Here is a 14,407-nt window from a genome sequence, read left to right as displayed (position 1 = left end):
GTGCTGGGGGATGTGGGCATGGCCGTACCGGCGGGGGCTTGGCTGGCGGTCATCGGGCCCAACGGCGCGGGGAAGTCGACGCTGCTCAAGGCCATGATGGGGCTGCTGCCGCACGACGGCGAGGTGCTGGTCGGCGGGCGGGGGGTCCGGCGGATGAAACCGCGCGAGCGGGGCCGCCTGATCGCGTATGCCCCCCAGAACCCGCTGCTGCCGCCCGACATGACGGTCGCCGACTACGCGATACTCGGGCGAACTCCATACATCCCTTATCTCGCCCGGGAGACCGCCCACGATCGCGACGTCACCAGGTCTGTCCTGGACCGGCTCGACTTGGCCGCTTTCGCCGATCGCCCGCTCGGCCACCTGTCCGGCGGCGAACGCCAGCGGGTGGTGCTCGCCCGCGCGCTCACCCAGCAGGCGCCCATCCTGCTCCTCGACGAACCCACCACCGCCCTCGACCTCGGCCACCAGCAGCAGGTCCTCGAACTCCTCGACCGCCTCCGCCTCGACGACGGCCTCACCGTCGTGACCACCCTCCACGACCTCAGCCTGGCCGGACAGTACGCCGACACCCTGCTCCTGCTCTCCGAAGGCCACGCCGCCGCCTCGGGACCGCCCCAGGACGTCCTCACCGAACCCCTGCTCACCCGCCACTTCGACGCCCACGTCCAGGTCACCCACACCCACGGCCGCCCGGTGATCCACCTCATCCGCCCCGCGAACCGCTGATGCGCGTCACCCTCACCCACCGTCACGAAGACGGCGCCCACCTCGCCGCCCTGCTCTGCCATTTCGGCCCCGGCTGGCGCATGATCTCCTCCGCCCCCCTCGGCGGCGGCATCGGCCCCCGCCACTGGGTCCTCAACGCCCAGGTAGTTCCCCACTACTCGCGCATGGACCCCGCCACCCACCTAACCGAAATCTCCCCACCCGGCCCTGGCGTCGGCATGCTCACCGCCGCCCACGTCCCCGCCTACACCCAAGCCACCGACCACGACACCACCGCCCTGGCCACCGTCGGCCTCCGCATCCCCACCTGGGCCGCCGCCCCCGCCGGCACCGCGGACCCCGAACTCCCACCCGGCACCATCAACATCATCGCCACCCTCCCCGTCCCCCTCACCGACGCCGCCCTCGTCAACACCGTCATCACCATCACCGAAGCCAAAACCCAGGCCCTCCTCGAATCCGGCTACCCCGGCACCGGCACCGCCTCCGACGCCATCTGCGTCGCCGCCCCAACCCACGGCCCCCCCGAACCATTCGGCGGCCCCCGCTCCCTCTGGGGCAGCCGCCTAGCCCGCGCAACCCACAACGCCATCCTTCAAGGCATCCGAAAATGGGAATTATCGTAATAAACTGACTACTATTAGTTACGGAATTTCGGGAAGTAGCACGTGGTGGAGGGGGAGAATCCCGATACTGGCCAGGTGACCGTAATGGCAACGAAAGAACCGTCGACAGAGCCGACCCCTGGATGGACGGTTCTTCCCGGCAAGCCGCCGTTCACTGTCGATGACCTACTCCAGTTTCCCGCTGACGGGAACCGGTACGAACTAGTCAACGGGAGCCTTCTAGTGAGCCCTGCCCCTGCCCCTATGCATCAGCGTGTCGCCTCGCGGCTAAAGGCGATCTTTGAGGCTGTCGCACCTCCTGAGTTCGAGATGCTCGGCAGCGTCAACCTGAGGATCGGCCCTGAGGACCTCTTCATCTCAGATCTCGCGGTCGTGCGCGCCGACGACATCGAACTCACCCGGGTGATGTTCGAGCCCAAGGAGATTCTGCTAGTCGTCGAGATCAGCAGCCAAGAGACGCAGCTGCGCGACAGCGTTCTGAAGCAGACCGCCTATGCGGAGGCTGGCATTCCCATCTACTGGCGGATAGAGATCATTGAGACTCCGGTCGTCTTCACCTACGAGCTGGAGGGTGAAGAGTACAAGCCCGCCGTGCGCTTCGAGGCAGGAAGCGTGGCAACACTTCCTGCCCCGTTCGAGATCTCGTTCGACCCGGCGCAACTGATCGCGCGGCGGGATTGGCCCACCAATCCAGAAGTCCGGTAATCCAGAAGCCGCCGCTAGTTGGTGAACTTCACGCTGTTCACGATGGTGTTGATGATGCCGTCGTCGCATTTGGCGGTGGGGCAGAAGAATGTGATCAGGGCGGAGGGTTTGCCGGTTCGGGCGACCAGGAAGGTGCGGAAGTCGAGGCGGCCGGTGCCGGCGCCGTCGCTGAGGACTCCGGTCATTTTGAAGGCGGGTTGGCCGCCTACCGAGGTCGCTTCGGGGGATCCGGGGATGGCCACCGAGCCGGGCAGGGTGGCCTGGAGGCCGGTTTGCAGGTCTTCGGTGGAGTTGGAGGTGCTGATCGTTTCGGTGGTTTGGGCGACCATGCCGGTGGCTCGGTTGGGGGAGCTCTGGATGATCGGGTTTACGGCGGACCAGTCGGTGTTGCCGGGGACGGCGAAGAGGCCGTCGAATTCCTCCACCGCCGCCGCGGCTGTGACGTGCTGGTCGGTGTACTCCTTCAACGTCCAGGTGTCCGGGTAGGAGAAGGAGAAGGGCGCCGCGACGTTTCCTGGGTAGGTGTTCCAGGGGGCGTTCTGGTCGCCGCCGCTCTGGGACACCACGTAGACGATGGCGGCCGCGACCACGCTCAGCGCCGTCACCCCGCCGATTACCGCCCCGACCGGGAACTTCTTCTTCGGGGTGGCGGTGGCCACGGTCTGCGGCGCGTACGTCGGATACGACGGATTCGGATGGGAAGGATGCTGCCCATACGGGTACGACATCTGCGACGGATGTGATGGATGCGACACCGACGGATATGACATCGGCGGATTCGATGTCGGCCCGGGATACGGCTGCTGCGGGTAGTAGGGCGACGACTGGGTCCCCGCCGGGGGCGGCCAGCTGCGCGCGCCCGGGTTGCTCGGCTGGCTGGGATGGCTCGGGTGGTCGCTCTCGGTCCCGCTGATCGCGTCCCGCAGCGCGGTCACGAACGCCGTGCAGGTCGGATACCGGTCCACCGGCGACTTGGCCAGCGCCCGCTGCATCACCTGGTTCACCCCGTGCGGCAGATCCGGCCGGTACGGCGTGAGCGGCGGCGGATCGTGCGACACGTGCGCGTACAGCAGCGCCAGCTCGGTGTCCCGCTGGAACGGCGGCTGCCCGGTGAGCGCCTCGTAGACGACGCAGGCGAAGGCGTACCCGTCGCTGCGGCCGTCCACCGGAAGGCCGCGGATCTGCTCGGGCGCGACGTAGCGCGGCGTGCCCATGAAGTGGCCGTGGCTGGTCAGCCCGGCCTCCGCGGAGGCGCTCTTGGTCAGCCCGAAGTCGGTCAGGTAGACGTGGTCGGCCTCGGTCACCAGGATGTTGGCAGGTTTCACGTCCCGGTGCACCAGGCCGTTGGCGTGCGCCGCGTCCAGCGCCGAGGCGATCTGCGCGAACAGCCGGTTGGCGCGGGCCACCGGCAGCGGCCCGTGGGTCTGCACCAGCCGCCGCATGTCGCTGCCCTCCACGTAGCGCATCGCGATGAAGAGCAGGTCCTCGCTCTCGCTGGCCTCGTAGATGGGGATGATGTGCGGGTGGTCGATGCTGGCGACCAGCCGCGACTCGCGTACGAACCGGTCCCGGAAGCGGGCGTCGTGGGCCAGCTGCGGGGCGAGGATCTTGAGCGCGACCGCCCGCCCGAGCCGCTGGTCGCGGGCCCGGTAGACGGTGGCCATGCCGCCCCGGCCGATGACCGCCTCGATGGTGTAGTCGCCCAGCTGCTGGCCGACCAGGGCCGGAATCGGGGATCCGTCGGTCATGGCATGTCCGCCGCGTGGCCGCAGAAGCCGCAGAACCGGTGCGCGTGCCCGAGCCGCATGCCGCACTGGGTGCAGAACTTCTGCATGCCCATCTGCCCGACCTGGACCGGCATCGGCTGCCCGAGCTGGGCCTGCCCGAGTGGTGGTGACATGTCAGATCCAGGCGGCGGGGGCGGTATCGACGGGTGCGAGCCGCCCCCGCCGTGGAACATCTCGGTCTGCGCGGGCCAGGAGGTGACCAGCGCCGCGTTCTCCAGCGGCGGCCCGCCGCCGGGGCCGTTCCCCCCGCGCCGCCGCTTCAGCAACATCGGCACGGCGATCGCCACCAGCGCGGCCACCAGCACCACCCCTCCGGTCACCCAGACCCAGGGGGAGATCCCCGTGCTCTGCTTGGCCACGGGCGCGGTGCTCGGCTTCTTGGTGCCCGCGTCCTCGCCCGTGTTCGCCTTGGTCCTGGCGATCCGGAGGTACTCGATGGCGACTGGATGGTCCTGCCGCTGGCTCAGCACCCGTTCCAGCACGGGGATCGAGGCCGCGTACAGCTTGTTGTGGTAAGAGGCCAGGGCGCTTTCGTACACCACGTCCACCGGGCCGCGGCGCGCGCTCACCCCGGCCGCGACGAGGGCGGACTTGATGTCCTCCACGGGCGTCACGGTGGCGGGGAAGCTGCCGCCGCCGGCCAGCAGGCCGACCACTTCGCTCTTGCCGTCGTCGATGACCGCCCCGCCGATGGAGTCGCGGCTGGCGACCAGCTTGTCGACCTTGGGCTGGTCCTCCTTCTTGAAGGACCGGCTGCCCGGCGGGTCGAAGTGCGCCGTGTCCAGCTTCGGCGGGGCCTTGGCCGACGGCGGCGTGGTCAGCGTCATGACGTCGATGGACTCCACGGTGGTGCCCAGCGCGGCGCCGAGCGGCACGGTCGGCAGCCCTTCCTTCCCGGCCGGGGCGACCTTGAGCACGGCCGGGGCCACCGGGGAGTCGCCGGTGTGCAGGATCTCGGCCTTGAGCCCCTGCGGCAGCGGCGGCTGCAGGTAGGGGTAGGCGATCACGGTGGTGGTCACGGTGGCGTTGCAGGTGGAGCTCTGGGTGCGCGGCGGGTAGCAGGCCTGCAGCCGGATGTTGAGGTCGGGGTCGCTGATCGTGTGCTTCTCGAAGTCGGCCGGGATACTGACCTTGAAGTATTCGGCGAAGACGCGGTTCGCGGCGTAGATCCGCGCGTCCCGGTCCGACTGGACCACCGACGTCGCCGTCACGATCACCCCGTCCGGGGTAACGGTGAAACCGCTCCCCTCGGCGAGTTCGGTGTCGTACTCTCGGACGACCTGCTGCAGCTTGCTGCGGTCGTCGAATAATGTGATCGAGACATGGGACTCGGACTCCACCCGCACGGCCCCCGGAGTGATCCGGTCGGTCGAGCCGCTGGGGTGGGGGTGCAGCATGGGCATGGTTAACATGCCAAGGGCGCCGAGCCCCGCGATAACCGCTAGGCGGGGCATCTCCGCCTCCTCTTCGACTCGGAACAGATCCAGACTCGCAGTGCGCCGAGTGCCCGACAAGGGCTGGCACCGTGACGACATTCACTTGATACCCGCCAAGGATCAAGCATGCGCTTGCAAACCACTTGTAATCGGATTGAACCGGTCCATGGAGCGCTACTCGTGACGTCGCGGACAGATTAATCTGCCCCCATGGCCATCCGCATCTCCAAGGTCTATTCCCGAAAGGTCGATCTCCTCATCGGCGCCGCCGTGGCGGCGATCGGCGTCGTTGAGGCGTTCACCACAGCGACCGCTCACGGCGCGGCCCAGAACCCGCAGCTGTGGTGGATCCCCCAAGCTCTGCTGGCCGGGATTCTGCTCGCGTTTCGCGGTAAGTCGCCTGTTGTGGTGTTCCTAGGCATCGTACTCATGCAGTACGTGTGGCATCGGCAGGGTCACGAGAGCTGTCAAGTTCACCAGCTCATCTCCCTCTTGATCGTCTTCCACACGCTGGGCGCGAAACTGCCATTCCGACCTGGCGGTTTGTGGGCTCTGGCGGGCATCCTGGTGTTCGATTCCGGGGCCATAGACCACAGGATCCTGCCGCCTGAGGAAGTAATTTTCCTTACTGTCATGTTCGGCTTCGCCTACCTGACCGGGCTCGGCCTGCGCGGCTACCTGGTCCGGATGCAGCGCATGGCCGAACAGGCCACGCAACTGGAGCTCGAACGCGAGCGCAAGGCCGCCGAGGCGGTGGCCGCCGAGCGCAACCGGATCGCCAGGGAACTCCACGACGTGGTCGCGCACAGCGTCAGCATGATGGTCATGCAGGCCGGGGCGCTGCGCCGCACCCAGGGCGGGGAGAACCCGATCCTGCAGAACATCGAGCAGAGCGGCCGGGAGGCCGTCAACGAGCTGCGGATCATGCTCGGCGCGCTCCGCATGCCCCAGGACGAGGCGCTGCCCCAGCCCGGCCTCGACCTGGTCGAGAGCCTGATCTCCACCGTGCGCAACTCGGGCCTGCGGGTCACCCTCGCCATCGAAGGCGAGCAGGTGCGGCTCGCGCCCGGCCTGGACCTGTCCGCCTACCGGATCGTCCAGGAGTCGCTCACCAACGCCGTCAAGTACGCGGGCGAGGCCGACGTCCGGATCCGGATCGCCTACCACCCGCTCTCGGTCACCATCGAGGTGACCGACAACGGCAAGGGCGCCGATTCCGAGCTGTCCACCGGCAATGGCCTCATCGGCATGCGCGAGCGGGCCGAGCTGTTCGGCGGCACGCTGGACGCGGGTCCGCGGCCGGAGGGCGGCTTCCGGGTCCGCGCGGTGCTGCCCACCTCCCAGGGAGTGGTGCTGGTATGACCGTCAGGATCGTGCTCGCCGACGACCAGGCGATGATCCGGGCCGGGCTGCGCATGGTGGTGGAGAGCGAACCGGGCATGGAGGTCGTGGGCGAGGCCGGGGACGGGGTGGAGGCGGTCGCGCTGGTCCGCCGGGTCCGGCCGGACGTGGTGCTGATGGACATCTCCATGCCCCGCCTGGACGGCCTGTCGGCGGCCAAGCAGCTGCTGGACACCCCGCACCCGCCGAAGATCATCATGCTCACCACCTTCGACACCGACGAGAACCTCTACGCGGCGCTGCGCGCCGGGACCAGCGGCTTCCTGCTCAAGGTGTCGCCGCCGGAGCAGCTGGTGGAGGCGATCCGGGTGGTGGCCGCCGGGGACGGCCTGCTCGATCCGGCCGTGACCACCCGGGTGATCGCGTCCTTCGCCGGGCGGCACGATCCGGTCCGGCCGCCGCAGCTGGCCGAGCTGACCCCGCGCGAGCTGGAGGTGCTGCGCATGCTGGCGCGTGGCCTCACCAACGCCGAGATCGCGGGGGAGCTCTTCGTCGGCGAGGCCACGGTCAAGACCCATGTGGCCCGGGTGCTCATGAAGCTGAGCCTGCGGGACCGGGCTCAGGCGGTGGTGTTCGCGTACGAGTCGGGCGTGGTGACGCCCGGGGCGGCGCTCGGGTAGTAGGAGACCCACTCGGCGTCGGTCATCCGCAGGACCTTGACGCCCAGGTAGCCGAACGCGGCCACGGGGGCCGCCCAGAGCGGGACCGTCAGCGGGCCGTACGGGGCCAGGAAGCCGGCCCACCAGCCGAGCAGGATCGCGCCCACGACCCACCACGGCGCGAATCCGGCGCGGCGCAGCGCGATGGCGACGAGGCCGGCGCCGATCGGGCCGAAGAAGATCCACGGCATCTGGAAGCCGAAGACCACGCCGGGCAGGTTGAGCATCTCGTCGAGGATCTTCGCGGCTTGCTCCGGCGGGTTGTGCTGGCCCAGGTACCACTCCACCGGGTCGATCATCAGCAGGCCGGACAGGGACAGGAAGCCGAGCACGGACATCGCGCCGCCGATGTGGCCGAGCACCACGCCGCGCCTGCGGGCGACGTGCAGCACGCCGATGAGCGCCACCGGCAGCAGGATCCAGGACCAGTGGTAGAGCGCGGACTGCAGCTGCGCCAGCGCCGGGTTGTCGCCGAAGCTGACCGACTCGCGGTCGTCGCCCCAGGTGCCGGGGTCGACGAGGACCGCGATCAGCTGGAGCAGCGGGGCCAGGATCAGCAGGACTCCGGTGACGGAGCGGCGGAATCTGACCGCGTCGTTGAGCTTGAACATTGTTCCCCCTCGGGTTCGGTTCATCGCCGCGGACGCTACGGCCGGGGACCGCGCGGGTACGTCCGCCATACGGGTGATACGCCGTCCCCCGTGAGGGCGACTTGTCGTTCCATGGAGGTTGTTGTGTATATTTTCCGTCATATGGCGTATCGGACAGGAGATATTTCATGACTGCCTTCCCGCGCGTGTTGTTCGACGAGGCGCACAGCGAGGCCTGGACGATCCGCAGGGAACGGGCAGAGGCCATGAACCCGGGGCATCCCGACGACAACGGGTACACCCGGGCGGCCGAGCTCCTGCGCAGGCTGGGATACCAGGTGGCCGCGTTCACCGAGGGACCGCTGACGGCCTCGGCGCTGGCCGGGCAGGACGTGTTCGTGATCGCCCACCCGGCCGCGGACCGCTGGGAGCGCACCACCGGCCTCGGCAGCCCCGTCTTCCCCGTGGAGGAGCTCGACGCCGTCGAGGAGTATGTGCGGGCCGGGGGCGGCCTGGTGGTGCTGGCCGAGCACGAGCAGGAGAAGTACGGCAGCAATCTCACCGACCTGCTGGCCAGGTTCGGCGTCGGGGTCGCCCACGTGACCGTCCAGGATCCGCGCAACAGCCACAACCAGGTGGCCGCCTGGATCCGGGGCGTGCCCGGCGCGCGCGAGGTGGACGGGGTGGATCTGCTCGCGGGGGCCGATCGGGCGTGTTTCTATCGGGCCGGGGTGCTGACCGGGGCGGGGAACGTGCTGTTCCGGACCTCCGCCGACGCCGATCCGGCGGGGGAGCCGCTGGTCGTGGCCGCGCGCCTGGGCGCGGGCCGGGTCGTCGTGGTGGCCGACTCCGACCTGTTCGGCGACGACTCCATCGGCGAGCTCGACCACGCCCGGCTCTGGACCAACCTGGTGACCTGGGCGGCGCGGCTCCCCTCTGCCGCCCGCCCCGCCGACACGGTCCCCGCCGAGTTCGCCGAGCTGAAGGTGGCCGTGGAGCAGCTGCGCCCCCTCCAGGCCAAGGACGGCTCGATCCCCGAGGACAAGACCCGCGCCGCCACCCTCGTGTCGGAAATTTCCGACCATGTCGTACGGCTTGCGCCGCGTTTCCCCCACGACGCCGCCTACCTGGACGCCGTGGTGGCCGATCTCGCCAAATGGGCGGACAACGGGCTGGGCGTGCCCGACTTCCTGGACTCGCTGAACGCCTTCCACCCCGACGAGCAGCGCGAGGACGGCCTGGAACACCTGGTCGTCTTCCCGATGTACACCCAGAACGGCAACCCCAGCCGCAACCTGGAGGCCGTCTGGATCAAGACGGTCTGGCCGGACTGGCTGGCCCGGGTCGAAGCCGGGCGCTACGACAACCCGATGTTCGTGCCGATCACGTTCGTGGACTTCACCTCCGGCTACGACACCAACTCGGCCGTGCTGTTCCCCGAGACGGTCGCCGTCCGCGAGACCCCCGCCCGCTTCACCTGGGGCGGCATCTTCTGCGACCGCGAGGCGGCCAGGTTCCGGGCCGTCACCTCGGCCGCGGCCGAGACGCTGAAACTGGCCCTGCCCGCGGACGCGGCCCGGCTGGTCGCCTCCAGGGAGCTGGCCCAGGACGCGTTCGTGCTGTGGGACCTGATCCACGACCGGACGCACTCCCACGGGGACCTGCCGTTCGACCCCTTCATGATCAAGCAGCGGATGCCCTACTGGCTCTACTCGCTGGAGGAGCTGCGCTGCGACCTCACCGCGTTCGGCGAGGCCGTGCGGCTGGAGGACGAAGGGGTGCCGCAGGCGCGGTATGTCCAGTACGCGATCCTGTTCGATCGGCTGTTCCGGTTCCCGATCACGGGGGATCGGGTGCGCAACTACGACGGGCTCGGCGGGCAGCTGCTCTTCGCGTACCTGCATCGCAACGGCATCGTGCGGTGGACCGACAACCGGCTCAGCGTCGACTGGCCCAGGGTCGCCCCGGGCGTCGCCGACCTGCGCGGCCAGGTCGAGAAGCTGTACCGGGACGGGATCGACCGCTCGAAGCTGGCGCACTGGCTGGCCGCGCACGACCTGGTCGCCGCCTACGTGGCGCCGCACCCAGCGTCCAAGTGGGCCGCCCGGGACCTGCCGGAGGAGCAGAAGGCGATGGTGGACGCGGTCCTGCCGGACGAGTTCCCGCTGAGCATGTTCTACGAGGCGCTCCGCCGTAAGCTCACCGATGTCGTCGAATCCACGAAGGGTGTGCGCTGATGTCGCGGGTCATTCTCATCGCCGGGGCGGGCGGTCCGGCCGGGCAGGCCGTCGTGCGCAGGTTCGCCGGGCTCGGTGACACCGTCATCGGCGTCGACAAGTCCGGCGCCGACGGGTCGCTGCCGGTGGACCTGCTGGATCCGCAGGCCGTACAGGACCTGGCTGAGCGGATCAAGGCCGAGCACGGGCGGGTGGACGGGATCATCCACCTGGTCGGCGGCTGGCGCGGGTCGGCGAGCTTCGCCGAGACCTCGCTCGCAGACTGGGCGCTCCTGCACGACCTGCTGATCCGCACGCTGCAGCACGTGACGCTGGCCTTCGAACCGCTGCTGCGGGCCTCCGCCGACGGCCGGTTCGCGATCGTCTCCGCCAAGGCCGCCCAGCGTCCCACCCAGGGCAACGCCGCCTACGCCGCCGCCAAGGCCGCCGCCGAGGCGTGGACGCTGGCCTTCGCCGACGCGCTCAAGGGCACCGATTCGGCCGCGGCGATCCTGGTCGTGACGGCGCTCGTGCACGACGCGATGCGCGCCGCCGCCCCCGGCAAGGAGTTCAAGGGCTTCACCGACGTGGCCGACCTCGCCGCCGCCCTCACCGGCCTGTGGGACACGCCGGCCGCCGAGGTCAACGGCCGCCGCATCGACCTGACGGGATGACGCACGTGCCCAGCCACCCGATCCGGCGGCACGACCCGGCCGTGACGAGCTTCGCCAGCGACAACTACGCCGGCGTGCACCCGGAGATCCTGGCCGCCATCGAGCTCGCCAACGGCGGCCACCAGGTCGCCTACGGCGACGACGTCTACACCGAGGCGCTCCAGGAGATCTTCCAGGCGCACTTCGGCGAGCAGGCCAGGACCTGGCCGGTGTTCAACGGCACGGCCGCGAACGTGGTCTCGCTGCGCGCCATGTGCGCGCCCTGGGAGGCGGTCATCTGCGCCGAGAGCGCCCACATCAACACCGACGAGGGCGGGGCCCCCGAGGTGGTCGCCGGGCTCAAGATGCTGCCCGTGGCCACCCCCGACGGCAAGCTCACGCCCGCCCTCATCGACCGGCAGGCGTGGGGCTTCGGCGACGTGCACCGGGCTCAGCCCCGGGTCGTCTCGCTGTCCAACGCCACCGAGCTCGGCACCCTCTACACCGTCGACGAGATCAAGGCCGTCTGCGCGCACGCGCACGAGCTGGGCCTGCTCGTGCACCTGGACGGCGCCAGGATCACCAACGCGGCCGCCGCCCTCGACGTGCCGCTGCGGGCGCTCACCACGGACGCGGGCGTGGACGTGCTCTCCTTCGGCGGCACCAAGATCGGCCTGCTGCTCGGCGAGGCCGTGGTGGTGCTCAATCCGGCGGCCGCGCGCGGGCTGCCGTACCTGCGCAAGACGAGCATGCAGCTGGCCTCCAAGATGCGCTTCGTTTCCGTGCAGTTCGAGGCGCTGCTGGCGGGCGACCTGTGGCTGCGCAACGCCCGCCAGGCCAACGCGATGGCCAGCCGGCTGGCGGCGGCCGTGCAGGACATCGACGGGGTCGAGATCACCCGGCCCGTGCAGGCCAACGCGGTCTTCGCCCGGCTGCCCGCCGCCGCGGCCGACCGGCTGCGCGAGCGCTTCCGCTTCTACACCTGGAACGCCGACCTCGGCGAGGTCCGCTGGATGTGCGCCTTCGACCTCACCGAGGCGGACGTGGACGCCTTCGCCGCCGCCATCGCCGCCGAACTGGGGTAAGGCCACCAGGTGTAAGCTGCGGCGCGTGATGTTGCGGGTAGTGATCGCGGAAGACTCGCTGCTGATCCGGGAGGGCGTCGAGCGCGTGCTGTCCCGCGATCCGGAGCTCCAGGTGGTGGCCGCCTGCGCCGACCTGCCCGAGTTGCTCGCGGCCGTCGAGACCCACCAGCCCGACGTGGTCGTCACCGACGTGCGGATGCCCCCGACCTCCTCCGACGAGGGCATCCAGGCCGCCACCAAGCTGCGCGCCAGCCGCCCGTCCACCGGCGTCGTGGTGCTCTCGCAGTACGCCGAGCCCTCCTACGCCACGATGTTGCTGGCGGGGGGCAGCGCGGGCCGCGCCTACCTGCTCAAGGAACGGGTCGGCGAGCCCGGCCAGCTGGTCGAGGCGGTGCGCGCCGTGGCGCGCGGCGGTTCGATCATCGACCCGATCGTGGTCGAGGGCATCCTCGCCGACTCGATGAAACGCCGGGCCTCGCCGCTGGCCACGCTGACCCCCAGGGAACGCGACGTGCTCGCCCAGATCGCCCAGGGCAAGAGCAACGCCGCCGTGGGGGAGACCCTCTACCTGAGCGAGAAGTCGGTGGAGAAGCACATCAGCGTGCTGTTCGCCAAACTCGGCCTCGAATCCACCCCCGAGGTCAACCGCCGGGTCCTCGCCGTGCTGCTCTACCTCGCCGAACAGGGGGGATAACACCCTCACCAGGGCGGGCCCGATGGGGCAGGCTGGGAAACATGGGGCCCGTCGAAGTGCGAGTGAACGTACTGATAGTCGACGACCAGGGACCGTTTCGAGCAGCCGCACGCCGGCTCGTCGCCCTGGTCGCCGGGTGGCGGGTGATCGCCGAAGCCGTCTCAGGCGAGGACGCCCTCGCCGAGGCCGACCGCACCCGCCCCACCGTGATCCTGATGGACATCAACCTGCCCGGCATCAACGGCATCGAGGCCACCCGCCGTATCCTCGCCAGCCATCCGGACACCGCCGTCGTGCTGGTGTCCACGTACGCGGCGGAGGACCTTCCCCCCGACGCGCACACCTGCGGGGCCACCGGCTACATCCGCAAGGAGAACCTCACGCCCGCCCGGCTCCGCGAGCTCGTCCCGATCTGAGGTCCTGGAGGGCCAGGCGCGCGGCGTGGTGGCCGCTCATGCCGTGCACGCCCGCGCCGGGCGGGGTGCTGGCCGAGCAGAGGTAGACGCCCTTGAGCGGGGTACGCCAGGGTTTGAGGCTGTACAGGGGGCGTCCGAAGAACTGCCCGAGATCGGCGGCGCCGCCGCCGATGTCGCCGCCGATGTAATTGGGGTTGTGGGACTGCATCGCGGCGGGCGGCATGACGTGCCGGGCGAGCACACGATCGCGGAATCCGGGGGCGAAACGCTCTATTTGCGCTTCGATGTGCGGGGCCATGTCGTAGTCCGAGCCATTGGGAACATGGCAGTACGCCCAGAGGGTCTGCTTCCCCTCAGGCGCACGAGTCGGGTCGACGACGCCGGCCTGGACGACCAGAACATAAGGGCTGACGGCGGGCCGGCCCTGCGCCACGGCGGTCTCGCTCGCGGAGATCTCCTCCAGGGTGCCGCCGAGGTGGACGGTGCCGGCGCGGGAGATCTCGGGATCGCGCCACGGGACCGGCCCGTCCAGCGCCCAGTCGATCTTGAAGACGCCGGGGCCGTGGCGGAAGCGGCCGAGGCGGCGCGCGTACCCGGGCGGGAGGTCCGCGATCTGGAGGAACTGGCGGGGCGGCAGGTCGAGGAGGACCGTCCCGGCCGGGGGAAGCTCGCGGAGCGCGGTGACGCGCTGCCCCGAGACGGTCTCCGCGCCCAGCTTGCGCAGCCGTTCGACCAGCAGGTCGGCCAGCACCTGGGAGCCGCCCCTGACCACCGGCCAGCCGACCGAATGGGCCAGCGAGGCCAGCATCATCCCGTAGCCGCCGGTGATGGGGGCGCGCAGGTCGAGCATCGAGTGCGCCGCCATCCCGGCGAACGCGGCGCGGGCGGGCGCCGTACGGAACAGGGACCGGGCCAGGACGGTGGCCGGAAGCGCGCCGAGCGCGCCGTAACGGGCGGCGGCCAGCGGCGCCCTGGGCAGGCCGAGCGGCGACAGCAGCGTGTCCACCAGCGGGAAGCCCGCCCGGGCGGTCGCGCCGATGGAAGCCTGCCAGGCGCGGCCGTCCCGGCCGAGACCGGCGGCCGTCGCGGCCGGGTCGCGGTGGATCAGCACGGCGGGCCCGTCGTCGAGCGGGTGCGCGGCCGGGACCTCCGGCTGGGCGAACTCCACCCCCAGATCGGGCAGCCGGTCCCGGAACGCGCGCGAGGCTAGCGACAGCGCCAGCACGGTCGCGCACACGTCGTGCGTGAAGCCAGGCAGCGTCAGCTCCGCGCTCCGCAGGCCGCCGCCGAAACGCTCCGCGCCCTCCAGCAGCAGCACCCGGCGGCCCGCCTCGGCCATGGTCAGCGCCGCCACCAGGCCGTTCGGCCCGGAACCCACGACGATCGCGTCGTACTCACTCATGATTTCTT

14 protein-coding genes are annotated in these 14,407 nt (G+C 70.2%); 10 read left to right on the top strand and 4 right to left on the bottom strand.

The features are described 5' to 3' along the window. From Amac_RS20985 to Amac_RS20975, 3 genes are all read left to right on the top strand, one after another. Positions 1 to 729: ABC transporter ATP-binding protein (locus tag Amac_RS20985; protein WP_155356084.1), on the top strand; the 729-nt coding region annotated here is incomplete at its 5' end. Further along, entirely contained in the window at positions 729 to 1,355 is a 627-nt protein-coding gene (locus tag Amac_RS20980) for an adenosylcobinamide amidohydrolase (RefSeq protein ID WP_155356083.1), read from the top strand. The genes Amac_RS20985 and Amac_RS20980, both read left to right, overlap by 1 nt. 84 nt (positions 1,356 to 1,439) lie before the next feature. Next, on the top strand, positions 1,440 to 2,060 hold the full coding sequence (locus tag Amac_RS20975; RefSeq protein ID WP_246268540.1) for a Uma2 family endonuclease: 621 nt from the start codon (positions 1,440 to 1,442) through the stop codon (positions 2,058 to 2,060). Positions 2,061 to 2,074: 14 nt separating this feature from the next. Here the strand turns inward: Amac_RS20975 and Amac_RS55285 are convergent, their stop codons facing one another. Together Amac_RS55285 and Amac_RS20965 are read right to left on the bottom strand one after the other, a co-directional pair. Next, entirely contained in the window at positions 2,075 to 3,808 is a 1,734-nt protein-coding gene (locus tag Amac_RS55285; protein ID WP_218041201.1) for a serine/threonine-protein kinase, read from the bottom strand. Continuing rightward, on the bottom strand, positions 3,805 to 5,250 hold the full coding sequence (locus tag Amac_RS20965; RefSeq protein WP_155356081.1) for a hypothetical protein: 1,446 nt from the start codon (positions 5,248 to 5,250) through the stop codon (positions 3,805 to 3,807). The genes Amac_RS55285 and Amac_RS20965 overlap by 4 nt, the downstream gene beginning before the upstream one ends. A 243-nt stretch (positions 5,251 to 5,493) precedes the next feature. Between Amac_RS20965 and Amac_RS20960 the strand changes: the two genes are divergently transcribed. Further along, the gene (locus tag Amac_RS20960) at positions 5,494 to 6,645 is read left to right on the top strand and encodes a sensor histidine kinase (protein WP_155356080.1); all 1,152 of its coding nucleotides are present in this window, start codon (positions 5,494 to 5,496) and stop codon (positions 6,643 to 6,645) included. Next, entirely contained in the window at positions 6,642 to 7,304 is a 663-nt protein-coding gene (locus Amac_RS20955; RefSeq protein ID WP_155356079.1) for a response regulator, read from the top strand. Before Amac_RS20960 ends, Amac_RS20955 begins: the two co-directional genes overlap by 4 nt. Here the strand turns inward: Amac_RS20955 and Amac_RS20950 are convergent. Further along, positions 7,244 to 7,954, bottom strand: a complete 711-nt coding sequence (locus Amac_RS20950) for a hypothetical protein (RefSeq protein WP_155356078.1) — start codon at positions 7,952 to 7,954, stop codon at positions 7,244 to 7,246. The two genes, Amac_RS20955 and Amac_RS20950, sit on opposite strands and share 61 nt — an antisense overlap. A 167-nt stretch (positions 7,955 to 8,121) precedes the next feature. Between Amac_RS20950 and Amac_RS20945 the strand changes: the two genes are divergently transcribed. The 5 genes from Amac_RS20945 to Amac_RS20925 all read left to right on the top strand — a co-directional run bounded on the left by Amac_RS20945 (position 8,122) and on the right by Amac_RS20925 (position 12,997). Beyond that, the gene (locus tag Amac_RS20945) at positions 8,122 to 10,170 is read left to right on the top strand and encodes a DUF6421 family protein (protein ID WP_155356077.1); all 2,049 of its coding nucleotides are present in this window, start codon (positions 8,122 to 8,124) and stop codon (positions 10,168 to 10,170) included. Continuing rightward, positions 10,170 to 10,823 (top strand): SDR family NAD(P)-dependent oxidoreductase, encoded by a 654-nt coding sequence (locus Amac_RS20940; protein WP_155356076.1) that lies wholly within the window; start codon positions 10,170 to 10,172, stop codon positions 10,821 to 10,823. The genes Amac_RS20945 and Amac_RS20940 overlap by 1 nt, the downstream gene beginning before the upstream one ends. A 5-nt stretch (positions 10,824 to 10,828) precedes the next feature. Then, positions 10,829 to 11,887, top strand: a complete 1,059-nt coding sequence (locus Amac_RS20935) for a threonine aldolase family protein (protein WP_246268529.1) — start codon at positions 10,829 to 10,831, stop codon at positions 11,885 to 11,887. 28 nt (positions 11,888 to 11,915) lie between these two features. Then, on the top strand, positions 11,916 to 12,581 hold the full coding sequence (locus tag Amac_RS20930; protein WP_307729744.1) for a response regulator transcription factor: 666 nt from the start codon (positions 11,916 to 11,918) through the stop codon (positions 12,579 to 12,581). A gap of 62 nt (positions 12,582 to 12,643) precedes the next feature. Then, positions 12,644 to 12,997, top strand: a complete 354-nt coding sequence (locus Amac_RS20925; protein WP_218041200.1) for a response regulator — start codon at positions 12,644 to 12,646, stop codon at positions 12,995 to 12,997. Here Amac_RS20925 and Amac_RS20920 read toward each other — a convergent pair. Further along, entirely contained in the window at positions 12,960 to 14,399 is a 1,440-nt protein-coding gene (locus Amac_RS20920; protein ID WP_155356072.1) for a phytoene desaturase family protein, read from the bottom strand. The two genes, Amac_RS20925 and Amac_RS20920, sit on opposite strands and share 38 nt — an antisense overlap. Between the last annotated feature and the right edge of the window lie 8 nt (positions 14,400 to 14,407).

It is taken from the genome of Acrocarpospora macrocephala, from assembly GCF_009687865.1.
GTDB classification, from domain to species: Bacteria; Actinomycetota; Actinomycetes; order Streptosporangiales; family Streptosporangiaceae; genus Acrocarpospora; species Acrocarpospora macrocephala.
Note: the sequence above shows the minus strand (reverse complement) of the source record. Positions and strands in the feature narration are given on the sequence as shown.

Excerpts from the sequence above, each read along its gene's own strand:
- Amac_RS20980 (WP_155356083.1), top strand. The coding sequence starts at position 729 with ATGCGCGTCACCCTCACCCACCGTCACGAAGACGGCGCCCACCTCGCC.
- Amac_RS20975 (WP_246268540.1), top strand. The coding sequence starts at position 1,440 with ATGGCAACGAAAGAACCGTCGACAGAGCCGACCCCTGGATGGACGGTT.
- Amac_RS55285 (WP_218041201.1), bottom strand. The coding sequence starts at position 3,808 with ATGACCGACGGATCCCCGATTCCGGCCCTGGTCGGCCAGCAGCTGGGC.
- Amac_RS20965 (WP_155356081.1), bottom strand. The coding sequence starts at position 5,250 with ATGCCCATGCTGCACCCCCACCCCAGCGGCTCGACCGACCGGATCACT.
- Amac_RS20960 (WP_155356080.1), top strand. The coding sequence starts at position 5,494 with ATGGCCATCCGCATCTCCAAGGTCTATTCCCGAAAGGTCGATCTCCTC.
- Amac_RS20955 (WP_155356079.1), top strand. The coding sequence starts at position 6,642 with ATGACCGTCAGGATCGTGCTCGCCGACGACCAGGCGATGATCCGGGCC.
- Amac_RS20950 (WP_155356078.1), bottom strand. The coding sequence starts at position 7,954 with ATGTTCAAGCTCAACGACGCGGTCAGATTCCGCCGCTCCGTCACCGGA.
- Amac_RS20945 (WP_155356077.1), top strand. The coding sequence starts at position 8,122 with ATGACTGCCTTCCCGCGCGTGTTGTTCGACGAGGCGCACAGCGAGGCC.
- Amac_RS20940 (WP_155356076.1), top strand. The coding sequence starts at position 10,170 with ATGTCGCGGGTCATTCTCATCGCCGGGGCGGGCGGTCCGGCCGGGCAG.
- Amac_RS20930 (WP_307729744.1), top strand. The coding sequence starts at position 11,916 with ATGTTGCGGGTAGTGATCGCGGAAGACTCGCTGCTGATCCGGGAGGGC.
- Amac_RS20920 (WP_155356072.1), bottom strand. The coding sequence starts at position 14,399 with ATGAGTGAGTACGACGCGATCGTCGTGGGTTCCGGGCCGAACGGCCTG.